At 54.5% G+C, this 26,890-nt stretch carries 26 protein-coding genes; 14 read left to right on the top strand and 12 right to left on the bottom strand.

What is annotated here, in order from left to right; genetic code table 11:
* Positions 1-161 precede the first annotated feature (161 nt).
* Positions 162-464, top strand: coding sequence for an accessory factor UbiK family protein (locus B2U47_RS09440; protein ID WP_296679483.1), 303 nt, complete (start codon positions 162-164; stop codon positions 462-464).
* Here B2U47_RS09440 and B2U47_RS09435 read toward each other — a convergent pair.
* Positions 438-1,373, bottom strand: a complete 936-nt coding sequence (locus tag B2U47_RS09435) for a prenyltransferase (RefSeq protein WP_296679485.1) — start codon at positions 1,371-1,373, stop codon at positions 438-440. The two genes, B2U47_RS09440 and B2U47_RS09435, sit on opposite strands and share 27 nt — an antisense overlap.
* A gap of 138 nt (positions 1,374-1,511) precedes the next feature.
* Between B2U47_RS09435 and B2U47_RS09430 the strand changes: the two genes are divergently transcribed.
* Together B2U47_RS09430 and ubiD are read left to right on the top strand one after the other, a co-directional pair.
* Positions 1,512-1,703 (top strand): hypothetical protein, encoded by a 192-nt coding sequence (locus tag B2U47_RS09430; protein ID WP_296679487.1) that lies wholly within the window; start codon positions 1,512-1,514, stop codon positions 1,701-1,703.
* 49 nt (positions 1,704-1,752) lie between these two features.
* A complete protein-coding gene (gene ubiD / locus B2U47_RS09425; RefSeq protein ID WP_296683368.1) occupies positions 1,753-3,228 on the top strand; it encodes a 4-hydroxy-3-polyprenylbenzoate decarboxylase in 1,476 nt (491 codons plus the stop codon).
* Positions 3,229-3,255: 27 nt separating this feature from the next.
* Here the strand turns inward: ubiD and nagZ are convergent, their stop codons facing one another.
* Positions 3,256-4,332, bottom strand: a complete 1,077-nt coding sequence (gene nagZ / locus B2U47_RS09420) for a beta-N-acetylhexosaminidase (RefSeq protein WP_296679494.1) — start codon at positions 4,330-4,332, stop codon at positions 3,256-3,258.
* Between the two features lie 131 nt (positions 4,333-4,463).
* Between nagZ and B2U47_RS09415 the strand changes: the two genes are divergently transcribed.
* Positions 4,464-5,546 carry an EndoU domain-containing protein gene (locus B2U47_RS09415; protein ID WP_296679496.1) on the top strand — a complete coding sequence of 361 codons (1,083 nt, stop codon included), beginning with the start codon at positions 4,464-4,466 and terminating at the stop codon, positions 5,544-5,546.
* Here B2U47_RS09415 and B2U47_RS09410 read toward each other — a convergent pair.
* From B2U47_RS09410 to B2U47_RS09390, 5 genes are all read right to left on the bottom strand, one after another.
* Positions 5,523-7,082 (bottom strand): AmpG family muropeptide MFS transporter, encoded by a 1,560-nt coding sequence (locus B2U47_RS09410; protein WP_296679498.1) that lies wholly within the window; start codon positions 7,080-7,082, stop codon positions 5,523-5,525. The two genes, B2U47_RS09415 and B2U47_RS09410, sit on opposite strands and share 24 nt — an antisense overlap.
* A 56-nt stretch (positions 7,083-7,138) precedes the next feature.
* Complete coding sequence (locus B2U47_RS09405) at positions 7,139-7,924, bottom strand: exodeoxyribonuclease III (protein WP_296679500.1); 786 nt, start codon at positions 7,922-7,924, stop codon at positions 7,139-7,141.
* 46 nt (positions 7,925-7,970) lie between these two features.
* Positions 7,971-8,906, bottom strand: coding sequence for an ornithine carbamoyltransferase (gene argF, locus B2U47_RS09400; protein ID WP_296679502.1), 936 nt, complete (start codon positions 8,904-8,906; stop codon positions 7,971-7,973).
* Positions 8,907-8,934: 28 nt separating this feature from the next.
* Positions 8,935-10,131: an aspartate aminotransferase family protein gene (locus B2U47_RS09395; protein WP_296679504.1), complete on the bottom strand. Its 1,197-nt coding sequence runs from the start codon at positions 10,129-10,131 to the stop codon at positions 8,935-8,937.
* A 116-nt stretch (positions 10,132-10,247) separates the two neighbouring features.
* A complete protein-coding gene (locus tag B2U47_RS09390; RefSeq protein ID WP_296679506.1) occupies positions 10,248-10,772 on the bottom strand; it encodes a TlpA family protein disulfide reductase in 525 nt (174 codons plus the stop codon).
* 107 nt (positions 10,773-10,879) lie between these two features.
* Between B2U47_RS09390 and B2U47_RS09385 the strand changes: the two genes are divergently transcribed.
* From B2U47_RS09385 to B2U47_RS09360, 6 genes are read left to right on the top strand one after another with little or no spacing between them, the layout of a single operon-like run.
* Entirely contained in the window at positions 10,880-11,374 is a 495-nt protein-coding gene (locus B2U47_RS09385; RefSeq protein ID WP_296679509.1) for a DUF2244 domain-containing protein, read from the top strand.
* Between the two features lie 40 nt (positions 11,375-11,414).
* Positions 11,415-12,539 carry a cytochrome c oxidase subunit II gene (coxB, locus tag B2U47_RS09380; RefSeq protein WP_296679510.1) on the top strand — a complete coding sequence of 375 codons (1,125 nt, stop codon included), beginning with the start codon at positions 11,415-11,417 and terminating at the stop codon, positions 12,537-12,539.
* A 15-nt stretch (positions 12,540-12,554) separates the two neighbouring features.
* Entirely contained in the window at positions 12,555-14,171 is a 1,617-nt protein-coding gene (locus B2U47_RS09375) for a cytochrome c oxidase subunit I (protein ID WP_296679512.1), read from the top strand.
* Positions 14,168-14,308, top strand: a complete 141-nt coding sequence (locus B2U47_RS09370; protein ID WP_296679514.1) for a hypothetical protein — start codon at positions 14,168-14,170, stop codon at positions 14,306-14,308. Before B2U47_RS09375 ends, B2U47_RS09370 begins: the two co-directional genes overlap by 4 nt.
* Complete coding sequence (locus B2U47_RS09365; RefSeq protein WP_296679516.1) at positions 14,305-14,916, top strand: cytochrome c oxidase assembly protein; 612 nt, start codon at positions 14,305-14,307, stop codon at positions 14,914-14,916. Before B2U47_RS09370 ends, B2U47_RS09365 begins: the two co-directional genes overlap by 4 nt.
* A complete protein-coding gene (locus tag B2U47_RS09360) occupies positions 14,913-15,806 on the top strand; it encodes a cytochrome c oxidase subunit 3 (RefSeq protein WP_296679518.1) in 894 nt (297 codons plus the stop codon). The genes B2U47_RS09365 and B2U47_RS09360 overlap by 4 nt, the downstream gene beginning before the upstream one ends.
* A 128-nt stretch (positions 15,807-15,934) precedes the next feature.
* Here the strand turns inward: B2U47_RS09360 and B2U47_RS09355 are convergent, their stop codons facing one another.
* Positions 15,935-16,144 carry a twin transmembrane helix small protein gene (locus B2U47_RS09355; RefSeq protein ID WP_296679520.1) on the bottom strand — a complete coding sequence of 70 codons (210 nt, stop codon included), beginning with the start codon at positions 16,142-16,144 and terminating at the stop codon, positions 15,935-15,937.
* Positions 16,145-16,159: 15 nt separating this feature from the next.
* Between B2U47_RS09355 and B2U47_RS09350 the strand changes: the two genes are divergently transcribed.
* From B2U47_RS09350 to cyoE, 4 genes are read left to right on the top strand one after another with little or no spacing between them, the layout of a single operon-like run.
* On the top strand, positions 16,160-16,909 hold the full coding sequence (locus B2U47_RS09350; protein WP_296679522.1) for an SURF1 family protein: 750 nt from the start codon (positions 16,160-16,162) through the stop codon (positions 16,907-16,909).
* A complete protein-coding gene (locus tag B2U47_RS09345; RefSeq protein ID WP_296679524.1) occupies positions 16,906-17,529 on the top strand; it encodes an SCO family protein in 624 nt (207 codons plus the stop codon). Before B2U47_RS09350 ends, B2U47_RS09345 begins: the two co-directional genes overlap by 4 nt.
* Positions 17,530-17,579: 50 nt before the next feature.
* Positions 17,580-18,362 (top strand): DUF2189 domain-containing protein, encoded by a 783-nt coding sequence (locus B2U47_RS09340; RefSeq protein ID WP_296679526.1) that lies wholly within the window; start codon positions 17,580-17,582, stop codon positions 18,360-18,362.
* Positions 18,363-18,388: 26 nt separating this feature from the next.
* The gene (cyoE, locus tag B2U47_RS09335; protein ID WP_296679528.1) at positions 18,389-19,285 is read left to right on the top strand and encodes a heme o synthase; all 897 of its coding nucleotides are present in this window, start codon (positions 18,389-18,391) and stop codon (positions 19,283-19,285) included.
* A gap of 24 nt (positions 19,286-19,309) precedes the next feature.
* Here cyoE and B2U47_RS09330 read toward each other — a convergent pair whose 3' ends face one another.
* The 4 genes from B2U47_RS09330 to B2U47_RS09315 all read right to left on the bottom strand — a co-directional run.
* The gene (locus B2U47_RS09330; RefSeq protein WP_296679530.1) at positions 19,310-20,998 is read right to left on the bottom strand and encodes an AAA family ATPase; all 1,689 of its coding nucleotides are present in this window, start codon (positions 20,996-20,998) and stop codon (positions 19,310-19,312) included.
* A 99-nt stretch (positions 20,999-21,097) separates the two neighbouring features.
* Positions 21,098-23,830, bottom strand: a complete 2,733-nt coding sequence (locus B2U47_RS09325; RefSeq protein ID WP_296679533.1) for an SUMF1/EgtB/PvdO family nonheme iron enzyme — start codon at positions 23,828-23,830, stop codon at positions 21,098-21,100.
* A gap of 9 nt (positions 23,831-23,839) precedes the next feature.
* Positions 23,840-24,505 carry a toll/interleukin-1 receptor domain-containing protein gene (locus B2U47_RS09320; RefSeq protein ID WP_296679535.1) on the bottom strand — a complete coding sequence of 222 codons (666 nt, stop codon included), beginning with the start codon at positions 24,503-24,505 and terminating at the stop codon, positions 23,840-23,842.
* Between the two features lie 9 nt (positions 24,506-24,514).
* Positions 24,515-26,890 (bottom strand): SUMF1/EgtB/PvdO family nonheme iron enzyme (locus B2U47_RS09315; protein WP_296688339.1); only part of this gene is annotated, 2,376 nt, incomplete at its 5' end.

Here is a 26,890-nt window from a genome sequence, read left to right as displayed (position 1 = left end):
AAAGCCGCCCAAACCGATCAAAATATCCACAGGAAAGCAAAAGAGTTGCACCTTAAAAGTGCATAAGCAGACGTTAATGCACTACTTTACGGAAACCCACCGGATACACACACGATTTGCTACAATCCAGTGCAATTCAACACTCAACAAAGGAAAACGGCATGGTTGGGCCAACAAACCTGGAAGACCTCGTAAAACGCTTTTCAGCAGCTCTGCCCGAGCCAATGCGCCACTTACAGGAAGACATGGAAAAAAACCTGCGCGGCGTGATGGAAAGTAGCCTGCAAAAAATGAATCTGGTCACGCGGGAAGAATTCGACATTCAGTCAGCCGTGTTGCTGCGTACCCGCGAAAAACTGGAAGCGCTGGAAAAACGCCTTGCCGCGTTGGAAGGCAAACCGGCGGAGCCATCCGTCCAGTCGTCTACCCCAGCCGACTCAACCCAACCACAAACCGAGGCTTAACAACAAGCCGTGCAGGATCATGCTGCCAATCGTCATCTTGATGGCTGGCTCCAGTCGCGCCGGTTGGGTGGCGTATTGCTGCAACTGCAAACCAGCCTGCCAGGCCAGTTTCAGCGGCAAAAGGCTCAGTAATGCCAACGGAGGCAAGCCACCAACCATGACCATTGCCACCAGCAGGAAAGCAGCCAACAACACGGTCAGCAAATAGATTGGGGCAGCCCGTTGCGGCCCCAAGCGCACAACCCAGTGATGCTTGCCGCAGGCAGTATCAGCCTGATAGTCAGGAAACTGGTTGATAAACAGAATATTCATCACCAGCAAGGCAACCGGCACACTGACCAGCACCGGGTAAAGCGCCATCTCGCCGGTTTGCACAAACCAGCTTCCCAACGGGGTCAGAATACCAAACCCGGCAGCAACCGCTAGTTCCCCCAGCCCCCTGCTATTCAAACGCAACGGCGGTGCAGAATACCCCCAGCCCAGCAGCAAACCTGCCACGCCCACCCATAACAGTGATGATCCGCTCACCCAAGCCATACAAATTCCCAGCAACATGGCAGCAGATAACAGCCCTGCACCGAATACCAGTGCATCCCCCGCCGACAACACACCGTTCTGGATAAAGCGGCTGCCCCCCGTAAACGGAAAAATCCGCTGGGTATTACAACGATCCGTACCATTGGCATCGTCGTAATAATCGTTCAGCACGTTAACCCCTGCATGAACCAATGCCGTTGCCAGCAAGGCAAGCAACAACAACCACAGGCTAACCTTGCCCCCCTGCTGACTGACGGCTGCCACACCAATCAGTACCGGAACCAGACTGGCTGCCAGGAAACCAGGGCGGGTAGCCAACCAGTAACGCAGCACTGGCGAAGCAAGCAGAGAATGATCAGGCTCTTTGCTCATATTTTTTCCACTATGTTTAAGTTTTTTACACAGATTTTTTGCTACAGATCATGTTGACTAACCTAAACTATAAGCAAAATATATGCCCGCAAGTTGCACAACCCCACCCCATGACAACGACAGCAAGGAGTTTACCCCATGTCATCCTGCTATTTTTTTGGTATTGCCATTGGCTTTATTCTTGGCTTGATCCTCAAATCCTGCCCGGATAAAAGCAAAGAAGCATATCAAAAAGGAATGAAGGACGCTTACCTTGAAATGAAGGCTTCCCCCAAGTACAGCAAAGAATTCCAGGCAGTCATTGACGCTATCAACAAGGAAAAGAAGTAAACGGCAAAGGGGCTGCGGGCAGCGCATATTTTCCGTTATCATGCAGGCCATGAAATACCATGACCTGCGCGACTTTATCCAGCAACTGGAAACAATGGGCGAGCTGAAACGCATCAGCATCGAAGTTGACCCTTATCTGGAAATGACCGAAATCGCCGACCGTGTGTTGCGTGCCGGTGGCCCTGCCCTGTTATTTGAAAAGCCCAAAGGCCACAACATACCTGTGCTGGCAAACCTGTTTGGTACACCGCGCCGCGTCGCCTTGGGAATGGGCGAAGAATCCACCGATGCCTTGCGTGAAGTCGGCAAGCTGCTGGCTTTACTGAAACAGCCCGACCCGCCGAAAGGTTTCAAAGATGCGTTGAATGCCCTGCCGATTTTCCGCAAGGTGTTGGACATGGCTCCCAAAATCGTGAGCAAAGCCGCCTGCCAGCAAGTGGTGGTGGAAGGCGACCAAGTGGATTTAAGCCGCTTACCGATCCAGCATTGCTGGCCAGGAGACGCAGCACCGTTGATTACCTGGGGGCTGGTGATTACCAAAGGCCCCAACCAGAAACGGCAGAATCTGGGTATTTACCGTCAGCAGGTACTGGGTAAAAACCGCGTGATCATGCGTTGGCTGTCGCATCGCGGCGGGGCGCTGGATTTCCGCGAGTTCCAGCAGGCGCATCCGGGCAAGCCGTTTCCGGTGGCGGTGGCGATTGGTACTGACCCGGCAACGATTCTAGGGGCGGTCACTCCTGTGCCTGATTCGCTCTCCGAGTATGCGTTTGCGGGGTTGCTGCGTGGTTCGCGGACGGAACTGGTGCAAGCCATCGGGGTGGATTTGCAGGTTCCGGCGTCGGCAGAGTTTGTGCTGGAAGGCCACATTTACCCCGACGATTTCGCCCCCGAAGGGCCTTACGGCGACCATACCGGCTATTACAACGAGGTAGACAATTTCCCGGTGTTCACCATCGAGCGTATTACCCACCGCAAGGAGCCGATTTACCACAGCACTTACACCGGGCGTCCGCCGGATGAGCCAGCGATTCTGGGGCTGGCGTTGAACGAGGTGTTCGTGCCGATTTTGCAGAAGCAGTTCCCGGAGATTGTGGATTTCTATTTGCCGCCGGAGGGTTGTTCCTACCGCATGGCGGTGGTGAGCATCAAGAAGCAGTACCCCGGTCATGCCAAGCGGGTGATGATGGGGGTGTGGTCGTTCCTGCGCCAGTTCATGTACACCAAGTTTATTATCGTGGTGGATGATGATGTGGATACGCGCAAATGGGAAGATGTAATCTGGGCAATGACCACGCGCATGGATCCGGCACGGGATACCACGCTGGTAGAGCATACACCGATTGATTACCTCGATTTCGCCTCGCCCGTATCGGGGCTGGGGTCGAAGATGGGGCTGGATGCGACCAACAAGTGGCCGGGGGAAACCACGCGAGAATGGGGTACGCCGATTGTGATGGATGCGGCGGTCAAAGCCCGCGTTGATGGGATGTGGAGGGCGTTGGGCTTCTCCTTGGAAAAATAAACCTGAGCGGGAGACTACCCAATCCAATCACAACACCATTCCACCCCGTGTCGTCGGATCATAAGCCAGTACCAGCTCATCCACATTTTCCAGCCGTGCCAGCCATGCCTGTGCCTCTTGCCACAAGGGGTTGGCCTGACAGTTTTCCCGACTGCTGAAATGACGGCTGTAAAGACGCGCCAGCCGTGCCTGTGCCGCTGCATCACGATAATCTGCCAATGCTTCCACCACCTGAATGGCTGCTACCCGGTTATTACACACCAGCAACTGGTCACAACCTGCCGCCAATGCCGCTTTGGAACGTTCCACAAAACCACCTGCCACTTCTGCCGCTGCCATATCCAGCGCATCACTGATGATGACGCCCTGAAAACCCATTTGCCCGCGCAAAATACCCTGCAACCAGCGTTCTGAAAATCCGGCAGGTTGTGTATCCACAGCCGGATACACCACATGCGCAGGCATTACCGTCTCCAACCCCTGAGCCACCAGATGGCGAAACGGAACCAGTTCTTCCTGCCACAACGTGTCAAAACTGCGTTCATCACAAGGTAACGCCAGATGGGAATCCGCTTCCACCCCGCCATGACCGGGGAAATGCTTGCCAACCGAAGCCATCCCCGCCAGCCTTGCCCCTTGCATCCAGGCTCCCGCCAGTGCTGTCACCGCCTGTGTATCCTGGCTGAAAGCCCGGTCGCCAATGGCACGACACATGCCCCGGTCAATATCCAGCACGGGTGCGAAACTGTAATCCACCCCCACCGCCTGCAACTCAGACGCCATCAGCCAGCCAGTCAGCCGCGCCGCCTGCTGTGCAACAGACGGAGATTGCCGGTACAGTTGCCCAAACACACCCGCCGGTGGCAAACGCTGGAAACCTGCCCGGAAACGCTGTACCCGCCCACCTTCCTGATCCACTGCCACCAGCAAGTGTGGTGCACGCAAACCACGAATGTCTGCGGTCAATGCAGCAAGTTGCTGCGGATCGCGGTAATTGCGGGCAAACAGGATCACGCCCCCCACAGCGGGATGCAGCAACAACTCGCGGTCTTCAGCAGTCAGTTCTATTCCTGCCACATCCAACATCACCGGCCCAAGCGTCATTGTTTATCTCCATTCATCTTGAATTGGGCAACATTATGGCGGACAAATACCCTTGAAGAAACCAGCATAAGGCAGCAACTGTCATACAGGCGTGATATAAGGACGCACCTATTCCAGACAAGGGGATCAACATGAAACAAGGGCTATGGAACCTCACATTTACCTGCACAGCGCTGTGCATCATCCAGCCTGCACTGGCACAAACGCTGTTTGAGCAGCCGCGTGAATTTGTCATCGACCAGCCATGCGATGCTTACACCTCCCTGAAAAAACAAACCAACCCCACACCCCTGACCACCGGCAATACTTACAGCGCACTGGGTGAAAACAAGCAACCCGGCGCGACGCACACTTTCATCCGTGTGGATACGGACAACAAATGGGTAGCCCTGAGCTGCGGGCATTACGCTGATGGTTTGCCCAGCCCGCAACCCGCACCACCCACGACAGCGGGCAATACTGCCAGCCAGTGCCTGCCGTTTTTCGACAACGAAAACAACCCGGTCAAAGTCAGTGTCGGTGGTCTGGTCGATATTACCCCTCCTGCACCGACCCTTGACGCATTCGATCTGGCAGTCAATGCCACGTGCGGGGCGGCGGGCAAGGTGGTTGCCCCCGACGAATTCAAAAGCCTGTTGCGCAATCATCCTGAAGTGTTGCAACGCATCCAGGCTTTTACCGGCAACAGGGTCTTTGCTGACCGCCCGGCTGCGGCATCCACGGAAACCTACTTGCAAGACCTGACCGATGCCTGGTTCAACCTCAAGGCGTTTGACCATATCTTTTGCGGTGAACCGGAAGCCAACCGCGCCATCGGCGGCTTGCATTTCCACGGGCGCTACCTGCAACTGCAAGCCAGTGGCGAAGCCTGCCGCATGAACAACTACCGCCAGAACGAAGTTGTGCCCGGCGTGCTGTATTCAATGGGGGTAAAAATGAAAGCTGCCAACGGTGGTTATGCGCAATCTTCCATCAAGGGTTATGGCCTGACCCTGAGCGCGGAAGACCTTCTCAAAGCTGTCACTCGTGCTTTCGTGGAAAACCCCACCACCAGCAACGAAAGCAGTGCCTGCCTGCTCCCGCTCACGGATGACAACGTTGATTTCAGCACGGTATTTGTGCGCCGGAGCAATGGCATCCGCACCTTTTACCCTGATGCGACCCCAGACCCTGGCGAAAAACGTTGCACCTCAACTATCAGCATCACCAGATGAAACCTGCAAATGCTGCCCAACCAGCCACACCAGCCACAGCACCGGAATCCCGATCAGAGTTGTAAACGTAAAGAAACCGGGATAACCGATTGCATCCACGATTGTGCCCGAATAGCCACCAATGGTTTTCGGGAACAAGGTCATCAGGGAGCTGAAAATCGCGTATTGCACCGCAGTGAATGACACACTGGTCAAACTCGACAAAAAGGCCACAAACGCCGCACTGGCAAAACCTGCTGCCAAATTGTCTGCCGTGACTGCCAGATACATCACCGGCACGTTATAACCAGCAACAGCAAGCCATACAAACACCAGATTGGTAAACGCCGTCAGGATTGCGCCCCACATTAAAGTACGCATCACCCCAAAACGGGTCGCAATCAAACCGCCCGCGAAACCACCCACGATGCTGACAATCACCCCAAAGGTTTTCACCGCTGTGGCAATTTCCGGCTTGCTGAAGCCCAAATCTTGGTAAAACACATTGGAAATCACCCCCGGCACAATATCCGTAATACGGTAAAGGCCAATCAGTGCCAACAATAGTAAGGCTGTTTTCAGACCGTAGCGTGCAAAAAAATCGGCAATCGGTGCAACCCAGGTATCCTGCGCCATGTCACGGTTGACCAGCCCCACTTGCACCAGCACCCAGCCAACCAGTACTGCCACGGCAATAGCCAGCGCGAAATGCAGCGCTTCCAACCCGAAACCGATGAAAGCATCCCCACCAACCAGCGCATTGAAACTGTCAAACAGGCTGCTGCTGTAGAAAAAGGTCAGCACAAAACCAGACACAGCAACCGCAAACACCAGCAACAAACGGGCATAATCTAGGGCGGCATAATGGTGCTTGTCTGTCTGTTTGCGTTCCGGCTCAGGAATCACCAGCGTAGTAATCACCCCGACCAGCATGGTGGCAGCCATGATGAAATACGTCCATTGCCATGCTGTGTAAACGTAATTCCCCTTGTCGGAGCCGAACCACGACGCCAGGTACAACGCCCCTGCCCCCGCCACAATCATGCCCACCCGATAACCTGCAATGTAGGTGGACGACATCATCGCTTGCAAGCGGGTTTCTGCCGCCTCAATCCGGTAGGCATCAATCACGATGTCCTGTGTTGCCGAAGCAAACCCCAACAACACCGCAGCCAGCGCCATCAGGGTCAGGTTTTCTTTGCCAATTGCCGGGTCGATGCTGCCCATCAACACAATCGCCAGCATGATGAACAGTTGCGATACCAGCAACCATGCCCTGCGTCTGCCCAGCACTTGTGTCAAAACAGGCACTGGCAGCTTATCAATCAGCGGCGCCCACACAAACTTGAACGAATACCCCAAGGCTGCCCAACTGAAAAAAGTAACAGCCTTGCGCTCAACCCCTGCTTCGCCCAGCCATAATGACAGCGACGAGAAAATCAGCAGAAGCGGAATCCCGGCAGCAAAGCCCAAAAACAACATGGTAATGACACGGGGATGCAAAAAGGCACGGATGGATTCACCCCAGCCCTGTGGCTGCGCAGCAGCTTCATTCATGTGGCAGTTCCTTTGACGGTGTTATTGGCATTAGGACTGCATGATCAGTGAATCGTTCAGGGTTGTAAAGGATACTCGTAATCCAGAATCAACGGTGCGTGATCCGAAAACCGCTCATCTTTGTAGATCGAAGCCGCTTTCACCGCACCTTTCAGCGAGGGAGTAAGAATTTGGTAATCAATCCGCCAGCCGACGTTTTTCGCCCACGCCTGCCCACGGTTTGACCACCACGTGTATTGCTCGGCATCCTGATTCACTTCGCGAAAACCATCGACAAAGCCGACTTCACCGAACAGCTTGTCCAGCCACGCCCGCTCTTCCGGCAAGAAACCGGAATTCTTCAGGTTGCCCTTCCAGTTTTTGATGTCGATATTTTTGTGGGCAATGTTCCAGTCACCGCAAATGACGTAATCACGTCCACTGGTTTTCATCTGTTCCATCAGCGGCAGAAAATGCTCCATGCAACGGTATTTCGCTTGCTGGCGTTCCTCACTGGAGGAACCCGACGGCAGGTACAGGGAAACCACACTCAGCTCGCCGAAACGCGCCTCGATATAACGCCCTTCGGCATCAAACTCGGCATTACCCATCCCCATGATGACCTCATCTGGTTGCTGGCGGGCATAGATGGCTACCCCGCTGTAACCTTTCTTTTCGGCATCGTGGTAATGGCAATGGTAGCCATCGGGGAAAAACAAGGCGCGGTCTTCTTCCAGTTGATGGATTTGTGCCTTGGTTTCCTGGATGCACACCACATCCGCCGCCTGTTGTTTCATCCAGTCGAAGAAACCTTTTTTGGCAGCGGAGCGGATGCCGTTGGTGTTGGCAGAGATTATGCGCATAAGAACCCCTCACCCCCCATCCCCCTCTCCCTCAAGGGGCGAGGGGTCACTCTGGCATTCCTGCCGGGAAGCCGCATACCAGCACTTCCAGCAAGGCTTTCTGCGCGTGCAGGCGGTTTTCGGCCTCATCCCACACCACGCTTTGTGAGCCATCCATCACTTCCGCAGACACTTCCAGACCACGATAAGCTGGCAGGCAGTGCATGAAAATCGCATCCTTAGCCGCCAGTTGCATCATATTGGTATCAACCTGATAACCGGCGAAGGCTTTTTCGCGGATTTTCTTTTCAGCTTCCTGCCCCATGCTCGCCCAGGTGTCAGTGACTACCACTTCAGCGCCCTTGACTGCTGCGTTCGGGTCGCGGAAATAGGTCACGGAACCAGCAGTGGCTTTCACCATGTCGGCATCCGGGTCATAACCTTCCGGGCAGGCAACATTGAGGTGGAAACCAAACAATTGGGCGGCTTCCATCCACGAATGGCACATGTTGTTACCGTCGCCGACCCATGCCACGGTCTTGCCATTGGGCAGACCGCGCTGTTCCATCCAGGTCATCATGTCCGCCAGCAATTGGCAGGGGTGGAACTTGTCGGTCAGGGCATTGATCACCGGCACGCGCGAATGGGCGGCAAAGGTTTCCACCTTTTCCTGTTCAAAGGTGCGGATCATCACCACATCCACCATGCGTGAAATGACCCTGGCGGAATCCTCAATCGGTTCACCGCGCCCAAGCTGGGTGTCGTTGGGGGACAGGAACATGGAATGCCCGCCCAGTTGCGTCATGCCCGCTTCAAATGATACGCGGGTGCGGGTGGATGATTTCTCGAAAATCATCGCTAGGGTGCGGTTTTTCAGGGGTTCAAAAATTTCGCCCCGCTTTTGCAGCGCTTTCAGCTCGATGGCGCGACCGATAACGGCGAGCAATTCAACCGGGGTAAAATCGCTCAGGGTTAAAAAGTGCCTGACAGCGTTGTTATTCATCTCTCTATCCTCAATCAGCAACCACCGCTCAGGATGGCTTCTCTCCAGCAGCCGGTGACAGGAATGCCTGCACCAATTCTGTTACCATAGTTATAATTTGTTCAGCTTGCTCATAGCTGATGACCAGTGGCGGCAACAAACGGATAACATTACCCGCTGTCACATTGATCAGAATGCCTTTTTCCAGGGCTTGTTTGACCAGCTCACCACAGTCACGCTCCAGCTCAATACCCAGCATCAATCCCTTGACGCGAATCTCTCGCACACCTGCCACACCCGCCAGTTTGGTGCGGAATTGCGACAGGAAATAATCACCCAGTTCAGCCGCACGGGCTGCCAGGTTTGCTTGTTCCATCACCTCAATGACTGCCAATGCCGCACGGCAGGCCAGCGGATTGCCACCAAAGGTGGAGCCGTGGTTGCCGGGGCCAAATACGGAAGCAGCCTTGCCACCTGCCAGACATGCACCAATCGGCACACCATTGCCCAAGGCTTTCGCCAGCGTCATCACATCCGGCTGGATGGCGGTATGCTGGAAAGCAAACCACTTGCCGGTGCGGCACATGCCTGACTGGATTTCATCCAGCATCAGCAGCCAGTCGTGCTGGTCGCAGATCGCTCGCAAGCGCGGCAGATAGTCGTCCGCTGGAATGCGGATACCACCTTCGCCCTGCACCGGCTCTACCAGCACTGCCACGATATTCGGGTTGGTCGCTGCCAAGGCTTCCACCGCCGCCGCATCGCCGTATTCCACCCGCACGAAACCTTCCACCAGCGGGGCAAACCCGGTCTGCACCTTGGTATTGCCGGTCGCGGTCAGGGTTGCCATGGTGCGCCCGTGGAACGAATTGGTCATGACCACCACAGTTGGCACAGCAATGCCCTTGTTGTGACCGTACAGGCGGGCAATCTTGAGGGCAGCTTCATTAGCTTCCGCACCAGAGTTGCTGAAAAACACTTTGTCCAGCCCGGAGAGCGCACACAGTTTTTCCGCCAGGGCTTCCTGATGGGCAATCTGGTACAGGTTGGAGGTGTGCAGCAATTCATGGGCTTGCGCACAGATGGCATCTGCCACTTCACGTCGCGCATGGCCTACGTTGCACACGGAAATACCGCTGAGGGCATCCAGATACTGTTTGCCTGTGGTATCCCACAGGAGTGCGTCTTCACCTTTGGTGAAAGTAACCGGCAAACGTGCATACGTCGGCATTACTGCATGAGTCACGGCTTAAACCTCCCAAAAATCCGCCATAACAGCCAGAAATGCGAAAGGCAGCCCAGACAGGCTGCCTTTGCAAGAAAGCGCAAGAATATAGGTAATCAAATTCCGCTTGTCAATCACTAATTTAATGCATTGTCAAGCGGTTTGTGTCTGGTCAGTATGGCGAGCATTTCTGTATGGTTCAAACCGCCCCGCACGCTGTACAAGATACGCCCTTGTGCATCCAGCAGATGATGCACTGGCACAATCCGCTCGGGAGCCAATTGCCGGGCAGCCTGCCCTTGCAGATCCAGCACGATGGGCAAACCCAGTTGCAAACGAGCCTGGGTTTCCACCAGCATATTGGGCGGGTCGTCAGGCATGGCCACCGCAATGACTTGCAAACGGCTACGCTGCTCGCGGTGTAACGTTTCCAAATCAGGCATTTCTTGCAGGCAAGCGGCACAACTGGCAGACCACAGGTTAACCCACGTCAGACGCCCTTGCGGGTCAGGTATCTGTACCCGTTCACCACCCAAGGTGGGCAGATCAAGGGCAACCCGTTGCTTTTCCTGTGTCCGCATGGAGAACAGCAGCAGTATTCCGCCCAGCAGCAGCACGCCGGATAAAACCAGCCATTTCAGTTTATTATCAGATACTAACATGAGAAATTCCCTGCAAGTTTCAATGATAAATATCAAAAACTAGGATATATTACTTCCACACTGTGTGAAATCACACACTTCCAAACCAAAAGAGCGGGGTTGTAGTCATGACAATGACAGACAGTACATCTTCCCATGCTTGCCGAACCTTTGAGGTGCGGCCAAACCGCTCTTTGTCCCCAGCGGGGATGCTGGTGTTCTTCCTGGTGGTAACGGTTTTATCCCTGGTAGTGGCGTTGCGCTTCCTGCTGCTGGGCGTATGGCTGGTGTTGCCTTTCACGCTGCTGGAATTGCTGGTGTTGGGTGTTAGCCTGTACCTGTTCGAGCGTCACTCCCGTTATTCTGAAACCCTGCGAATCTGCCCGGATGACATCCTGTTCATCGCACGGCGCGGCGTAAAAATATTGCAAGAATGTCGTTTTCAAACGCACTGGGTTTCTATCGTACTTCAGTTGGATCAGCACAGTTGGTATCCCAGCCGTTTGCTCTTGCAGTCACACGGCAAGAGTATCGAAATCGGGGCGTGCCTGACCGACGAAGACCGTAAGGCTTTTGCAGAAACCATTCAAGCGACGCTGGAGGAGTGCCGCCGGATGAGCTGATTAAGCCCCATATTGAGAAAGACGCCTGTTAGGAGGAGACATGGTGAGCAAAAACAAGACGGGACTACCCGCCGCCCTGCTGTTGTTGCCCTTGGGGTTACTGACGAGTATTGCCCGTGCCGACTATGGCTATAACCTGCCAGAACCCGCTGCCACCCTGACGCAGGAGATCTTTGACCTGCACATGCTGACCACCGTCGTTGGCACTGTCATCATGGTGATTGTCACGGCAATGATTGTGTACGCGCTGTATGCCTATCGCCACGACAAAGGCGCAGTGCCGGATCAAAATTTTCATACTAGCTGGTTTGGGCGTTGGGCGTGGGTACTCGTGCCCGTGATTGTGCTGGGCATCGACCTCAGCATTGCCAGTTCCGCTTCTTCCACCCTCAGCTCTGTCGAAGACCGCAGCAAGGCCGATGTCACGGTGAAAGTAATCGGTTCGCAGTGGAAATGGACATACGAATACATGGATGACGACATCAAGGTCGTCAGCAACCTGAAAAAGCTCGAACCAACCGACCCCTTGTACCTGCGTGATGTGGATGACCCATTGGTATTGCCTACCGGACAGCGGGTACGTTTCCTGCTGACCTCCACCGATGTACTGCACAACTGGGGTGTGGCTGAAATTGTACCGAAAAAGATCAACATTCCCGGCTATATCAACGAAACTTGGGCGCACATCACCAAGGAAGGCACTTACCGTGGGCAATGCTATGAAAACTGCGGGGCAGGTCATGCGTTCATGCCAGCCGTCGTGCGGGCAGTCAGCCCAGCGGAATACCAGCAATGGAAAACCGAACGCAAAGCCCAGCAAGCACAAGCCGCTGCCGAAGCCTCTTCCGACAAGGCATGGGCAAAAGAGGAGCTGATGGCGAAAGGCCAAGAGATTTACACCAAAAACTGCATGGCCTGCCATCAGGCACAGGGTCAAGGCATCCCCGGTGTATTCCCGGCATTGGCAGGCAGCAAGATTGCCAACGGGGCGGCGGCTGACCACATCAATATCGTGGTGAAAGGCAAAACGGGCACGGCAATGGCAGCCTGGGGACCACAACTGAATGATCTGGACATTGCGGCAGTCGTGACATTCGAGCGCAATTCATGGGGCAATACGGCGGGTGATGTCGTGCAGCCCAAAGACATAAAAGCAGCACGCTAACGGAGGAGTTTGACCATGAGTGTAGCCACAGCACACGACGACCATCACGATTCTCATGATCACGGGCCACCTAAAGGCTGGCAACGTTGGGTATACAGCACCAACCATAAAGACATTGGCACGATGTACCTGTTTTTTGCCTTGTTCATGCTGTTTTTCGGCGGGGCAATGGCAATGTACATCCGCGCGGAATTGTTCATGCCGGGGGTGCAGCTTGCCAACCCGGATTTCTATAACAATATGGTGACTGACCATGCGCTGGTGATGGTGTTCGGGATGGTCATGCCTGCGGCGGCAGGGATGGCAAACTGGATGATTCCCTTGATGATTGGTGCGCCGGATATGGCATTGCCACGCTTGAACAACCTGAGCTTCTGGTTATTGCCTGCGGCTGCGCTCATGCTGATTTTGTCCATCCTCGCGCCATACCTGTTTCCGGGCAGCGGCGGCCCTGTGAATACGGGCTGGACATTGTTACCACCGCTGTCGATCCAGAACGGGATTGGCATGGATTTCACCATTTTTGCGATTCACATGCTGGGGATTTCCTCGATTCTGGCATCCATCAATATCGTGACCACCATCCTGAACATGCGTGCGCCCGGTATGACCATGATGAAAATGCCGCTGTTTGTATGGGCATGGTTCTTTACCGCCTTGCTGCTGATTGCGGTTATGCCGGTGTTGGCGGGTGCTGTGACCATGCTGCTGTTTGACCGCCATTTTGGTACGTCATTCTTTGATGCGGCTGGCGGTGGCGACCCGATTTTGTTCCAGCATCTGTTCTGGTTCTTTGGGCATCCTGAAGTGTATGTGTTGCTGTTGCCGTCCATCGGGGTGTTAGGTCTGGTGATTCCGACCTTTGCCCGCAAGCCGTTGTTTGGTTACAAAGCGCTGGTGTATGGCATGGGCGTGTTAGCAGTGTTGGGGATGGTGGTGTGGGCGCATCATCAGTACACCATTGGCATGTCGTTGTTTGCCACCAATTACTTCATGATTGGCACGATCCTGATTTCGATTCCGGTGGGGCTGATGTTGATGAACTTCATTTTCACCATGTGGCGCGGCTCGATGACGTTTGAAACGCCGATGCTGTTTGGGATTGCGATCATCCTGATGTTCTCGTTTGCAGGTGTAACCGGGGTCATGCTGGCGGTGGTTCCGGCGGACATGCAGTACCACGATACCATGTTTGTGGTGGCGCATTTCCATTACGCGCTGATACCGGGGGCAGTGTTTGGCTTGTACGCGGGCGTGTTCTACTGGCTGCCGAAATGGACGGGGCATATGTATGACGAACGCCTCGGCAAAATTTTCTTCTGGTGGACAACCATTTCCTTCAACATCACCTTCTTCCCGCAACATTTTTCCGGCTTGGCGGGAATGCCCCGGCGGATTGTGGATTACAGCATCCAGTACACCGAGTTCAACATGATTTCCAGTATCGGTGGCTTCCTCTTTGGGTTGTCGCACTTGCTGTTCCTGTACATCATTATTCAGACGATTCGTGGTGGGAAAAAAGCACCTGACAAACCGTGGGAAGGCTCCCAGATCGGCACGCCGGGGCTGGAATGGACACTTCCTTCCCCACCACCGTTCCATAGTTTCACCCAAGCACCGGTGGTGAAATGATGAAACAACCTGATGATGACAAACTGCGTAAAGCCAATCTGCGGGTGGCGATTATTCTGGGGGCAATTGCACTGCTGGCGATGGCGTATTCGTTCGTGTTTCTGCCCAAAGTGCTGAGCGGCGGGCTTGTGCCATGAATAGCGACACACCATCGTCAGCCGGGCAACTGGCAGCCAAAAATCGCAAGACGATACGTCGTTTGTGGCTGGTGGTGCTGGGTATGTTTGGCTTCGGTTTTGCGATGGTGCCGTTGTATCGGCTGGCGTGTGAAGTCGGTGGCATTAACGGTGTGGCGGGGACACCTGCCGGAAGGATAGCAGCAGCCAGCGTCATGCCGGTTGACACCAGTCGCCTGATTACCGTGCAATTTGATTCCACCATCAATAGCGGCTTGCCGTGGGAATTTCACCCGTTGGAGCGGCAAAAGCAAGTGCATCCGGGGCAACAGGTCGCGGTGAAATATTACGTCAAAAACCTGTCAGATCAGCCCATTGTTGCACAAGCCGTGCCGGGCGTAACCCCTTGGCAAGTCACCCAACATCTCAAAAAGCTCGAATGTTTCTGTTTCACCCAGCAAACCCTGCAACCGGGGGAAGCGCGGGAAATGCCGGTGTATTTCATGATTGACCCGGCAGTCGACAAGCAATACGAAACCGTCACGCTGTCATACACCTTTATGAATACAGACCGTGACGCAGCCCCCAAACCTGAACAACACGCGGCGATGACGAGGAGAATCCCATGAGCCATGCAACCCACTCGGATCAAGACGCTTATTTTATTCCCGAACCCAGCCCTTGGCCGATTGTAGCGGTTGCCAGCGTCTTTCTGACGTTTTTAGGACTCGTTTTCCTGATCAATGACATGGGGCTGGCGGGCAGCCTGATTATGGTGACGGGCTTTGCCATCTTGGCCTACCTGTTTCAAGGCTGGTTTGGAGCGGTGATCGACGAGAGCCTGACGGGGAAATACAACGGCAAGGTTGACCGTTCGTTCCGACAAGGGATGTTTTGGTTCATCACTTCCGAAGCGGCGTTTTTCATTACCTTTTTCGGCTGCCTGTATTACCTGCGCAATATTACCCTGCCCTGGCTGGGCGGTGAGGGGCAACTGGCAAGCTCGAATATCCTCTGGGAAGGCTTCCAGTACAGTTGGCCTTTGCTGAACCTGCCGGATGCGGATACCACCAAGTACGTGGCTGCCAAGGAAGCGATGGGCGCGTGGGGCTTGCCGTTTCTGAATACCATCATTTTGCTGACCAGCGGTGTCACCCTGACCTGGGCGCATTGGGGCTTGAAAAAGAACAATAACAAGCAACTGGTGCGGGGGTTGATTATGACCATCGCGTTGGGGGTGCTGTTCTTTTGCGTGCAAAGCTATGAATACTGGCACGCTTATCAGGATCTGGGCTTAACCCTGAATGCTGGGGTCTACGGCTCAACCTTTTACATGCTGACTGGCTTCCACGGGCTGCATGTCACCATTGGTACGATCATGCTGATTGTGATCGCTGTGCGCAGCGCCCGCCACCATTTCACCGAACACAACCACTTCGCATTTGAAGCGGTTGCGTGGTACTGGCACTTCGTGGATGTGGTGTGGATTGCCTTGTTTATTTTCGTGTATTGGCTGTGAACCCCTCACCCCAACCCCGCACCCAGCCCCCTGCGGGGTCGTCCCTCAAGGGGAGAGGGGCTAAGAGATCACCTTTCTTGTTCCCCCTCGCCCCTTGAGGGAGAGGGGGTTAGGGGGTGAGGGGTAAATCACCCCGCAACACCGTGCGGTGCAATTTGTCCGGTCAGGTAGCCGACGATTAACAGGCAAATGAGGAACACTGATAACGCTACCCGCGTGGTCAGCGAAGTGACAACCCGGTTGGAGTTACCGTTGTCCTTAGCAAGGAAGAACACACCGGAAACCAGGCTGATCAGGATCAGCAGCAGATTGATAACGATCAGCACTTTAAACCACATGCAGGAGTCTCCCGTTTGTTACAGCACAGTGAAAACATCAGTATAACCGCAAGTTACCAGTTTCGTGCGTCGGTTTTTACCACGCTGCTGACGGTGGTGGCAGTAGGGGTGTTTTCGTCATTGGCAGTGTGGCAATACCAGCGGGCAGTTTACAAGGAACAGGTATCACAAGCCGTGGAGCAACAAAGAGGCTTGCCTGCTCTTCAGCTTGAACAAACAGATGTGGACTGGCCTGCACAGCGTTTCCGCGCTGCCCGTGTCAGCGGGACATGGGACAACAGCCAAACGGTGTTGCTGGACAATATCGTGCAGCATGGCAAGGCAGGCTATCACGTAATTACCCCGTTGCGGCTTGCCAGCGGACAATGGGTGCTGGTGAACCGTGGCTGGGTGGCAGTGGGTGCAGACCGTCAGCAATTACCCGCCATCAGTGCGCCGACAGAGGCAGTGCAAGTGGAAGGCACACTGGATATGCCGCGTTCCAAGCCGCTATTCCTGTTTGGTGATATTGCCGCCGATGTCGAAGGCAACCAGCGCTGGTTGTATCTGGATGTGGCTCGTTTCGGGCAAAAACTGGGGGTAAACCTACCGCCTTACCTGCTATTGCAAACTTCGGCGGCGGATGACGGTTTGAGCCGCGACTGGCCGGTCTATGCCAACAAGGCTGGAATGCACATCGGTTACAGCATCCAATGGGCGGCGTTCGCACTGATGGTGCTGATTGCCTACCTGTACCTGAATACTCACAAAAAGGATAAAGCATGATGAGTGCCGTTGAGGGCGTTGCCCAGCCACCGAAACGCAGTAACCGCACCTTGTGGATTTTGATCGCGGTATGCGCATTTCCGTATCTGGCGGGCTGGTTGTATTTCCAGTTTCGGGCGGAATTGCCGGTGCCTGCGACCACTAATTTCGGCACACTCCTATCTCCCGTGCGGGCAGTGGGGGATTTACCCCTGGTAGGGCTGGATGGTGCTACCTTCAATACAGCGGACTTGCGCGGCAAATGGGTGTTGATGACGGTGGCGGATTCGGCTTGTGCGGCTGCCTGCCAAAAGAACCTCTACAACCTGCGTCAGGTCAGGAAAGCAATGGGCAATGAACGCCGCCGGGTGGAGCGCTTGCTGGTCTTGACCAACACCGACAGCTTGCCTGCCCTGCAAGCGCAATTGCACGAACATGAAGGCATGAAAGTTGCCAAGGGGCCTACCACCTCTGTACAGCAATGGCAGGCAGTATTGCCAAACCCGAATCCGGTGGCGGAGGATGGTCTTTACATCCTCGACCCGCTGGGCAATGTAATGATGTCGTATCCACCTGATTTTAATGGAGAGTTGATTATCAAAGATTTACGCCGCCTGCTGAAAGTGTCGCAGGTGGGGTGAGCCAAAGCCACACGGCTTTTATTTTAATAACGTTAGCAGGAGAAAGTGTTATGGCCACAATTATGAGTACAGACCACATTGCCGACGCTCCACCACGTCTGGTTGTGCGCAAGGTTGATTCCGAAGCCTCCATGCGCTGGCTGAATGCCGGGATCAAGGATTTCAAAGCTGCGATGGGCGCAAGCATGGCCTATGGGATGGTCTACGTTGTCATAGGGTTAATCCTAGCTTGGATGACGTGGGAACAGCCCCTTTTCATCAGTTCACTGGCAACCGGCTTCCTGCTGATTGGCCCGGTTGTGGCAGTGGGTTTTTACTGCATCAGCCGTACTTTGGAACAGGGCGGCACACCGCATTTCATGCAAGGTATTGACGGGCTGCGTTTCAACGCACTCGGTCTGGCAAGTTTCGCCTTGGTGCTGGGTGTGCTGATGAGTATTTGGGCGGTACTTTCCTCTCTCTCCGTCGCACTGTTTTTTAACAATATCACCTTTAGCGGTAATCTTTTGGATACCTTGCTGGGGCATCCCAACTTCATGTCCTTCGCGTTGGTTTGGGCGTTGACAGGGGGTGCAGTGGCAGCGGTGGCGTTTGCGATTAGTGCGGTATCCGTGCCATTGATTACCGACAAGCGCGTGGATTTCATGACTGCGATGATCACCAGCGTTAAAGCCGTAATGAAAAACCCCGGTGTGATGCTCAGTTGGGCATTCATCTTGGCAACCCTAACGTTCTTGGGCTTCATTTTCTTCTTTGTCGGCTTGGCGATTGCACTACCGATTGCCGGTCATGCAAGCTGGCACGCTTACCGTGACTTGGTTGCAGAAGAATAAGCCCTAACCCCTGTGGAGTATCGCCCATGATCAATGTCGCCGCCCTGGATGCAGGAATCAACTGGAGAGCGTATTTCGGCCTGTGCAAACTTAAAGTGGTGAGCCTGATTGTGTTCACCGCTTTGGTTGGAATGCTACTCGCCACCCCGGATGCCGTACCACTTTCGACCCTGTTCTGGGGTTTGCTGGGCATTGGTTTGGGGGCTTCCTGCGGGGCGGCAATCAATCATATCGTTGACCAGAAAATTGATGCGGTGATGAAGCGCACCGAACACCGCCCCCTGCCACAACACCAACTCAGCACCGCGCAAGCCTTGGTGTTTGCGGGTGGTTTGGGGGTATTGTCGATGTTCATTCTGGCGGTGATGGTCAATCCACTGACTGCGTGGCTGACATTGGCGTCGATGGTGGGTTATGCGGTGGTGTATACCCTGTACCTGAAGCGTTCCACCCCGCACAATATCGTGTTGGGCGGGGCAGCCGGGGCAGCGCCGCCTGTGCTGGGCTGGACAGCAGTAACGGGCGAATTGCACACCGATGCACTGTTGCTGTTCCTGATCATTTTCATCTGGACACCGCCGCATTTCTGGCCGCTAGCGATCAAGCGGGTGGAAGACTACCGCAAGGCGGGCATCCCGATGCTGCCGGTGACGCACGGGATTGCGTTTACCAAGCTGAATATCGTGATCTACACGCTGATGCTGATTGCGGTCACGCTCATGCCGTTCCTGACGCACATGAGCGGGGTGTTGTATCTGCTGGCGGCGTGCGGGTTAGGGGCGGGCTTTTTGTATCACGCCATCCTCCTGTACCGCAGCGAAGGCGACCAGCACGCGATGAAAACTTTTGGGTATTCGATTTTCTACCTGAGTGCGCTGTTCATTGCGTTGTTGGCGGATCATTATTTGGCGGCGTGGTGGTGAGTTGAGGGGCTAATCATCAAGCCCCTACTGCATTTTCATGACCGTTACCCGTTCACTGTCGGTCAGCAACATCCACGCACTGAGTTTGGGCAACGCAGCAATTTCCGCTAACTGCAAATAGCCTTGCACTTGCGCTATGCCCTCTTCCCGTTTGGCCTCCCAACCCTTTTCCCCGTCACCTTTTTTGGCATATTTCAATTCGATCAGGTGTTGGTGTTTGACTGCAAACGGACTGCGTTCCAGCAGCAGGATGTCGGGGTATTTGTGGTTCATTTCCCTCTCACTCTGGATGAAATACACCGACGATTGATACAACAGGGTCAGCAACAGGGTTTTGATGTGCTTTTCATCCATCTGCATGAAATCACGATTGGACAGCATTTGCAGCACCCGTTGCATCTCGTCAGCCAGTGGCTGGATGTCATCATGCAGTGCCAGCGATTCCACCGCCAACATCAGTGCCCTATTGGGAATGCTGATCTGGTTGCGGCGTTCCAGCTCCACTTTGAAATAGTGAAAGTACAACTCATGGATGGCGTGGTTGGGAATACTGAACACTTCACCAGACAAGGTTTCAGCCCGTAGTGACACGAACCCCATGTAAGCGAGCAGGCTAATAAAGTCGTCACGGTCAAAGCCTTTGTCGAAATCAAATTTGCGCCGCTGGTTCGCACTCACCTCACCGATGTTGATGATTTCATCCAAAACGGCAAAATTGGTATCGCGGTCGCCAATGCTGAACATACCCATGATTTTGCCATAATCTGATGCAATATTTTCATCCAGCATCTGTTTAGGATAACTGCAATTCTGGAAACGGAAATTTTTCAGGAAATACAGCAGCATATTAGCGTTATACACTGTCTCCTGCGCTTGCGCACAGAAACGGTAGCCGTTGTACCAACGCCTCACATCCGCCATCAGCGCATCCGCATCAAGCTGGCAAGTTTGCACCAACGGCTGTAACAGGCTTGCCACTTCTGCTTCGGTGAAACCTGCCACGCTGTTGAAATCTTCGTGCAGGGACAGGTTTTCACCAATATTGAACCCACTGGTCATGCTGTCGAGCATCAACGGGGTAACACCCGTGATAAACAGGCGGTCAACCGTGCCGCGCTGGGTGGCGGTTTTGATGGTTTCGTAAAAACTGCGCACAAAACCCCCTTTGCCAACGATGCTTTGGAACACGTCAAAATCTTGCGACAACAGGGCATTGGCAAAGTGGTCGTATTCGTCGATCAGCAGCAGGATTTTCTGCCCTTCCACGATGCTGAAAAAGGCTTCCATTTTTTCATACGGCGAAGCACGCTGGGCAATCGCTGCAATGTCCGTTACGGGGTATTGATAGCGCCCCAGATAGCGTTGCAATGCCAGCTCCACCTTGGTGTTGAATGCCCGGTAAACATCCTCCGGGGTTTCGGTGGCAATCCCGCTGAATTCCATGAACAACACGGGGTAGCTGTTTTTAAGCGGGGTGGGATGCTTGCCGATATAAAGCGTTGCAAACAGCGCGTCAAAGTCGCTTTGGTGGGCGATGTCGTAATAATGTTCCAGTGTCGACAGGAACAGGCTTTTGCCGAAGCGGCGCGGGCGCAGCAGGATTTGGTAATTGCCTGCGTCCTCCAGCCTGGCGATGTAATCCGTCTTGTCTATGTAGACGTAACCACCCGTAATCAGGGTTTTGAAGTTGCTGATGCCGTAGGGGATTTTCATGGAAGTCCTGCCGTTGCCATTGCATGGGGTAATGATAGCGGGTTTGGGCAACAGCGTGTGGACAAACCGTGACGGAAGCCATCAGCTCATGTCAGAGATTCAGCGTCCAGAGGCTTCAGAGGTCAGAGTAATGGGGACAACACAACACCGAAATCCAACAGTGTCGTACCGGGCGTCCCGCACGCCGTCGTTGCGCACAGCCGCGCGGACGTACCCCTGACCGTCGTAGAACGCCCCGCCGCGCAACACGCAAACGGCTTCGCCGTTTACAAAAGAGCGTTTTTTCCATTCTTCCGTGCCAACGGTTGGGTATGGATATTTACCACTTTCACTGCGCGTCCATTCCCACACATTGCCCACCATGTCCTCACAACCATAGGGGCTTGCCCCTTGCGGATAGATACCCGGCATCGTCACTTGCCCAATACTCCATTGGTAATTCAAGTGTTCGTCACTGATCTCATTACCCCACGGGTAACGCCGTTGCGGTTCGGGGTTATTTTCCAGACCGCCACGCGCTGCCTTTTCCCACTCAGCGTCATCTGGCAAAGTGATACATAAATCCCGCCCCAACAGGTTTTTGTCATGCAGATACCCTGTCAACCACTGGCAGAACTGCATAGCTTCAGCTTGTGATACCCAGACAACCGGGGTATTCGCAACACCACGTAAAGCATCTTCATCACCCACTTTGAAGCCTGTTGCATCAACAAATTGCCGGAACTGCGCCACCGTAACCGGGTATTTCGCCATCTGGTAAGCGTAGTTTAAGTCATATTCACCTGCTGGATTTTCTGACAAGATTGCTTCATCGTCCTCGTCGTATTTACCCTTGCCCATCCAGAACTTGCCTGCGGGGATTGGCACAAACGCCATGGCTTCAACCGTCATGATTTCAGTGCGAGGGTCGCCGATCACGACAAGGTAGCGACCGATGGCGGCGCGTTCCACGGCTGGCAGATGTGGGGTGATCAGCGCTTGCGGAAGTGCTGTACGGATGCGCTCAAAAATCGGCTTGTGGATGCGCCCAACCTGAGTAACATTCAGGTTGTCTGCCATGATTTCCGCCGCCAGACGCAAGCCCCATGCGGCATCTTGGGTCAAGCTATCCAATGCCTCCGGGTAGAGCGCATCGACCAAATCCCAGACAGGCCGGGGTTTGGCTTGCGCATCAATCCCGCCCGCCAGCAACACCACTTCACGCCAGCGGTCAGGGTCAGAGGTTCCCAGTTGCGCGGCGACTTCCTGCCATGACTGGCAATCTTCGTGCTCCTTGAACAGATCATCGGCTTCGAGTTGGAAGTAGGCAGCGGCAAGGTATTCCTGAAAACTACGGTGCGGGAAGGTGTAGACAGCATCCATTTCATTCGTGCCGCCCCGCTGGTAGAGGATGCCTACCCGGTCACGCAGGTAGTCGCACACTTCCCATGCGTCAACATTCTTGCCACCACTACGGGCGGCTTTGGTCAGTGCCAGAATCAGGTCGTCAGCAGAAATATCCGCTGTTTCCTGCTGCTGCGCATCCTGCAAGGCATGGGCGCGGAAAGCCAGGCGCTCCAGAATCCGGCGGATGGCCTCCTGCCCGATTTGCAGGAATTCGGCGAGGCTGTGCTGCGCCAATCTGCGGGCATCGTCGCAATCCTTGGCGTCGAAACGGGCTTTTTCCCACTTGTTTACCAGCAATTCCAACAGCTTTTCATACAGGTCAGCACGGCGTTCCGGCAATTCATGACGGTAGGCGTGCAGGTAAGCAATCAGGCTCAGCAACAACGGGCGTTTTGCCAGATCGTGCAACGACGACCGCCTTAACACTGCGGCTTGCAGTTTTGCACCCCGCGCTGCTGCCGCCTCCTGATCCAACGTGCCAAGGCTGGCATACCAACGCTGGATAAAGCGGATAATTTGCCCATCCGTAAACGGTGCAAGGTGGGAAACCGCAAACCCGCGTATGTGCCACTGCGGGTCACGGTAGGCATAGGGTCGGCAAGTGACCAGCAAGCGGCAATCCGCATAGCTTCTGGCGAAACCTTCAACACACTCAACCAGACGTTTACGCCGATCCCCCGCTTGTGGCACTTCATCCAGCCCATCGAACATCACCAGAACTTTACCGTCACGTAAACGCTGTTGCAGGATTTCAGCATAATTCTGGCAGTCGGTGCGTTCCAATTGGGTAAGCAGGAATGTCATCAGGTGGCAGACATCGCCTTTTTCCTGTTCCGCCGGGAAGTGGGCAGAAGCGGAAAAGTCCCGCAGGATGATGCGCACGGGTATCAACCCGTCATGTTCCCACGCCTGCCGGATTTCCCGCTGTTCGGGTTCGTCTTTGCCCTCAACCTTGATTTTTTCGGTTTGCGGATTGCCTTGCTCGTCAGGCAAGGGAGCCGTCAGCGTTTGCAGGTTGACGTGGGCACTCTGCAAGTTCTCCCCCGCCATACACAAGGTCAGGTAATTGACGAAAGCGCTCTTGCCACTGCCGGGGTCGCCGGTCAGTACCAGACATTGTTCCCGGTTCAACACCTCCAGCGCAGAAAGCAGTTTTTGCTGGCGTTCCTCCGGCTGCATGTCGCGTTGGGCTGCCGGGGTAGTGGTCAGCAGCGCGGTATACACCGCATCCAGTTCCAAACGCTGGCTGTTTTCGTCGCGCAAATCCATCAGGCTGAGCCATTCCAGCCCGGCGCAATCCTTCATCACGCGCTTGAGGTAGTGCTGTTCGCGCTGGAGCACGTTCTCGGCACTCAACACCGTGCCATTCACCGTGATGTTATTGACGGTAACATTGCTATCGGTAATGGACTCTGCGGCTACCGAACCATTTTCCGCATGTGGCATGGCTTACCCTTACTTGTTGAACGTATTGTTGATGGTAATGGTGGAACCTTGGGCAACACCCAGCGCAATGCTGCCATTGTCCGCCTTGATACTACCCTGCCCCAGTGCAGTAGCTGACGCCTGCGGACTGGAATGAATACCATCCAGCAACGGCGCATAACCCCGCGCCCGCAGTTCCGCCAATGGCGTGGTGAACCTGCCCGCCGCGAAGTTCATCAAATCACTGGCATTCTGGCTGATGTCGCGGATGATATTGAGCCTTTCATACTCTTTGCCAATCAGGGCAGGGTTGATGCCAACCAGCAAGGAGTTGGCGTTTTCATACTCAGCCAGCCAATACCGGACTACGCCAATCCGGTAGGCCATATCCTGCAAATCGCAGTCATCGGCGATGATGGGGTGGGTGCGCTCCTGAAAACCGCCTTTCTGCCATGTCCGTAGCAACTCATACATGCACCACGGCGACTGGAAATAAGACTTGCTGAAGATGGTGATGACATGCTCGCCGCCGGTCAGTTGATCCATGAACTGCTGGATAAGCTCGCCGTGTTTGATTTCGTTGTTATCGCGCAGCAAGCGGAGATGGGATGGGCAGTGTTTTTCGAGTTCGTCGACAATGCCCGTCGCTTGCTCGACACGCCATGAATAGGAGACAAATACCTTCGTTTTGTTCATGTCAGAGTTTCATCGTCCAGAGGTTTCAGAGGCCAGAGTAATGGGGACAACACAACACCGAAAACCAACGCTGTTGAAACGGAGGTCGCGCGAGAGGTCGTTGCGCACAGCCGCGCGGACGTTCCTCTGACCGTAGTAGAACGCCCCGCCGCGCAACACGCAAACGGCTCGGTCGCCGTTTGCAAAAGAGCGTTTCCGCCACTCTTCCGTGCCAACGGCAGGGTATGGGTATTCGCCATATTCACTGCGTGTCCATTCCCAAACATTGCCTGCCATATCCTCACAGCCACACGGACTTTTTCCTTGCGGATAGACTCCCGGTGTCGTTACTTGTCCGATAGCCATGTTGTAGTTCAGGTGTTCATCCGTGATTTCGTTGCCCCACGGGTATTCCCGTTGTGGTTCAGGGTTGTTTTCCAGACCACCACGCGCTGCTTTCTCCCACTCAGCTTCATCCGGTAAGGTGACGCATAAATCTGGGGCTAACAGGTTTTGGTCGTGCAGGTGTTGGGTCAACCATTGGCAAAACTGCATGACCTCAATTTGGGAAACGTAAACAACAGGCGAATTGGCAACCCCACGCAAAGCGTTTTCATTACCCGCTTTGAATCCTGTCGCTGTCACAAACTGTCGGAACTGTGCCACCGTGACCGGATATTTCGCCATCAGATAACGGTAACTTACGTCGTATTTGCTCTTGTCCAGCCAGAACTTGCCTGCGGGGATTGGCACAAATTCCATGCTTTCAACCGTCATGATTTCAGGGCGCGGGTCGCCGATGGTGGCGAGGTAACGACCGATGGCGGCGCGTTCCACGGCTGGCAGATGTGGCGTGCTTAACGTCTGAGGCAACGCAGCGCGGATGCGCTCAAAAATAGGCTTATGGATACGCCCTACCTGATCCGGCTTGAGGTTTTCCGCCAAAATCTCACTTGCCAAGCGTAAACCCCAAGCATCCTCTTTGTTTAGTTCTGCCACCGCAACCGGATACAATGCCGCCAGCAAGTCCCAAACCGGGCGTGGGTTAGTTTGCGCATTAATACCGCCCGCCAACACAATCACTTCGCGCCAACGGTCAGGGTCGGTCTTGCCCAAATGCGCTGCCATTTCCTGCCATGTGCTGAAATCGGCATCGGTGGGAAACAAGGCATCCTCTTCCAAACGAAAATAGGATGCTGCCAGATATTCCTGAAAACTGCGGTGCGGGAAAGTGTAAACCGCATCCATTTCCGTTGCCCCGCCGCGTTGGTAAAGGATGCCCACCCGGTCACGCAAGTATTCACATAGACGCAACGGCTTAACATCGTTTCTACCAACTGCCGCTGCCACTGCCACCAACTGTGTGACCAGATCATTGGCAGCAATATCAGCAGTTTCTTTTTGCCCTGCGTCTTGCTTTTGGTGTGCCTGAAAAGCCAAGCGTTTCAGTACCAGCCGGATGCTTTCCTGCCCGATTTGCAGGTATTCCGCCAGACTGTGCTGCTCACATTTCAACGCATCCTCACTGTCATTGGCCTTGAACCGTGCCTTTTCCCACTCGTCAATCAGCAAATCCAGCAACTTTTCGTACAAATCAGCACGGCGTTCCGGCAATTCGTAGCGGTTAGCATCCAGATACGCAATCAAGCTCAACAACAACGGGCGTTCGCCCAGTTTGCGCAAGGAATCACGCCCTAACACCGCCCGTTGCAACCTACCCGCCCGTTGCGTGGCACTGTCAGCCGTAAACTCCGGCGAATGGCTGTACCACTGCTGGATAAAGCGGATAATTTGCCCTTGGTCGAAATTGGCCAGATGGCTTTCAGCAAAACCTGCCAGCTTCCATTCTGCTTTTTCGTAGGCATAAGGGCGGCACGTCACCAAGAAACGCGCTTTGTGGAACGATTTCACGAAAGCGTCGATGCAGCTAATCAGCCGTTTTCGGCGTTCGCCCGCGTGGGGCACTTCGTCCAACCCGTCGAACATGACCAAGGCTTCGCCTGTGCGCAAACGCCCTTCGAGTATCTTGGCATACCCCTCAAGGCAATTGTCTTGCAGGTGGTTGTGCAGGAAGTCCAGCACACAACGAGCATTCGCTGCTTTATCGCTGGCGGGGAAATAACGGGAGGCGGAAAAGTCCCGCAAGATGATGCGTATTGGAATCAGCGCATTGTGATCCCACGGCTGGCGCACTTCACGCGCTTCCTTGTCCTCTTTGCCCTCAACGTCTACCTCGACCGTTTGCGGATTACCCTCTTGATCCGGCAGAGGTGCAGTCAAGGCTTGCAGATTGGCGCGTTTATTGCCTAAGTTTTCCCCCGCCAGACACAAGGCAAGGTAACTGACGAACGCACTTTTGCCGCTGCCCGGTGTGCCAGTCAGCACCAGACGTTGCTGTTGGTTCAA

The sequence above is a fragment of the Thiothrix sp. UBA5583 genome, from assembly GCA_002425225.1.
Classification (GTDB): Bacteria; Pseudomonadota; Gammaproteobacteria; order Thiotrichales; family Thiotrichaceae; genus Thiothrix; species Thiothrix moscowensis.
The sequence above is the reverse complement of the archived record's forward strand: the minus strand, read 5'-3'. Positions and strand labels throughout refer to the sequence as shown.

Coding starts and splice junctions, on each gene's coding strand:
- B2U47_RS09355 (WP_296679520.1), bottom strand. CDS start 16,144: ATGTGGTTTAAAGTGCTGATCGTTATCAATCTGCTGCTGATCCTGATC.
- B2U47_RS09390 (WP_296679506.1), bottom strand. CDS start 10,772: ATGTTAGTATCTGATAATAAACTGAAATGGCTGGTTTTATCCGGCGTG.
- B2U47_RS09440 (WP_296679483.1), top strand. CDS start 162: ATGGTTGGGCCAACAAACCTGGAAGACCTCGTAAAACGCTTTTCAGCA.
- B2U47_RS09320 (WP_296679535.1), bottom strand. CDS start 24,505: ATGAACAAAACGAAGGTATTTGTCTCCTATTCATGGCGTGTCGAGCAA.
- B2U47_RS09435 (WP_296679485.1), bottom strand. CDS start 1,373: ATGAGCAAAGAGCCTGATCATTCTCTGCTTGCTTCGCCAGTGCTGCGT.
- B2U47_RS09415 (WP_296679496.1), top strand. CDS start 4,464: ATGAAACAAGGGCTATGGAACCTCACATTTACCTGCACAGCGCTGTGC.
- B2U47_RS09410 (WP_296679498.1), bottom strand. CDS start 7,082: ATGAATGAAGCTGCTGCGCAGCCACAGGGCTGGGGTGAATCCATCCGT.
- B2U47_RS09370 (WP_296679514.1), top strand. CDS start 14,168: ATGATGAAACAACCTGATGATGACAAACTGCGTAAAGCCAATCTGCGG.
- cyoE (WP_296679528.1), top strand. CDS start 18,389: ATGATCAATGTCGCCGCCCTGGATGCAGGAATCAACTGGAGAGCGTAT.
- B2U47_RS09360 (WP_296679518.1), top strand. CDS start 14,913: ATGAGCCATGCAACCCACTCGGATCAAGACGCTTATTTTATTCCCGAA.
- B2U47_RS09325 (WP_296679533.1), bottom strand. CDS start 23,830: ATGCCACATGCGGAAAATGGTTCGGTAGCCGCAGAGTCCATTACCGAT.
- B2U47_RS09345 (WP_296679524.1), top strand. CDS start 16,906: ATGATGAGTGCCGTTGAGGGCGTTGCCCAGCCACCGAAACGCAGTAAC.
- B2U47_RS09385 (WP_296679509.1), top strand. CDS start 10,880: ATGACAATGACAGACAGTACATCTTCCCATGCTTGCCGAACCTTTGAG.
- B2U47_RS09330 (WP_296679530.1), bottom strand. CDS start 20,998: ATGAAAATCCCCTACGGCATCAGCAACTTCAAAACCCTGATTACGGGT.
- B2U47_RS09430 (WP_296679487.1), top strand. CDS start 1,512: ATGTCATCCTGCTATTTTTTTGGTATTGCCATTGGCTTTATTCTTGGC.
- nagZ (WP_296679494.1), bottom strand. CDS start 4,332: ATGACGCTTGGGCCGGTGATGTTGGATGTGGCAGGAATAGAACTGACT.
- B2U47_RS09405 (WP_296679500.1), bottom strand. CDS start 7,924: ATGCGCATAATCTCTGCCAACACCAACGGCATCCGCTCCGCTGCCAAA.
- B2U47_RS09375 (WP_296679512.1), top strand. CDS start 12,555: ATGAGTGTAGCCACAGCACACGACGACCATCACGATTCTCATGATCAC.
- coxB (WP_296679510.1), top strand. CDS start 11,415: ATGGTGAGCAAAAACAAGACGGGACTACCCGCCGCCCTGCTGTTGTTG.
- B2U47_RS09340 (WP_296679526.1), top strand. CDS start 17,580: ATGGCCACAATTATGAGTACAGACCACATTGCCGACGCTCCACCACGT.
- argF (WP_296679502.1), bottom strand. CDS start 8,906: ATGAATAACAACGCTGTCAGGCACTTTTTAACCCTGAGCGATTTTACC.
- ubiD (WP_296683368.1), top strand. CDS start 1,753: ATGAAATACCATGACCTGCGCGACTTTATCCAGCAACTGGAAACAATG.
- B2U47_RS09365 (WP_296679516.1), top strand. CDS start 14,305: ATGAATAGCGACACACCATCGTCAGCCGGGCAACTGGCAGCCAAAAAT.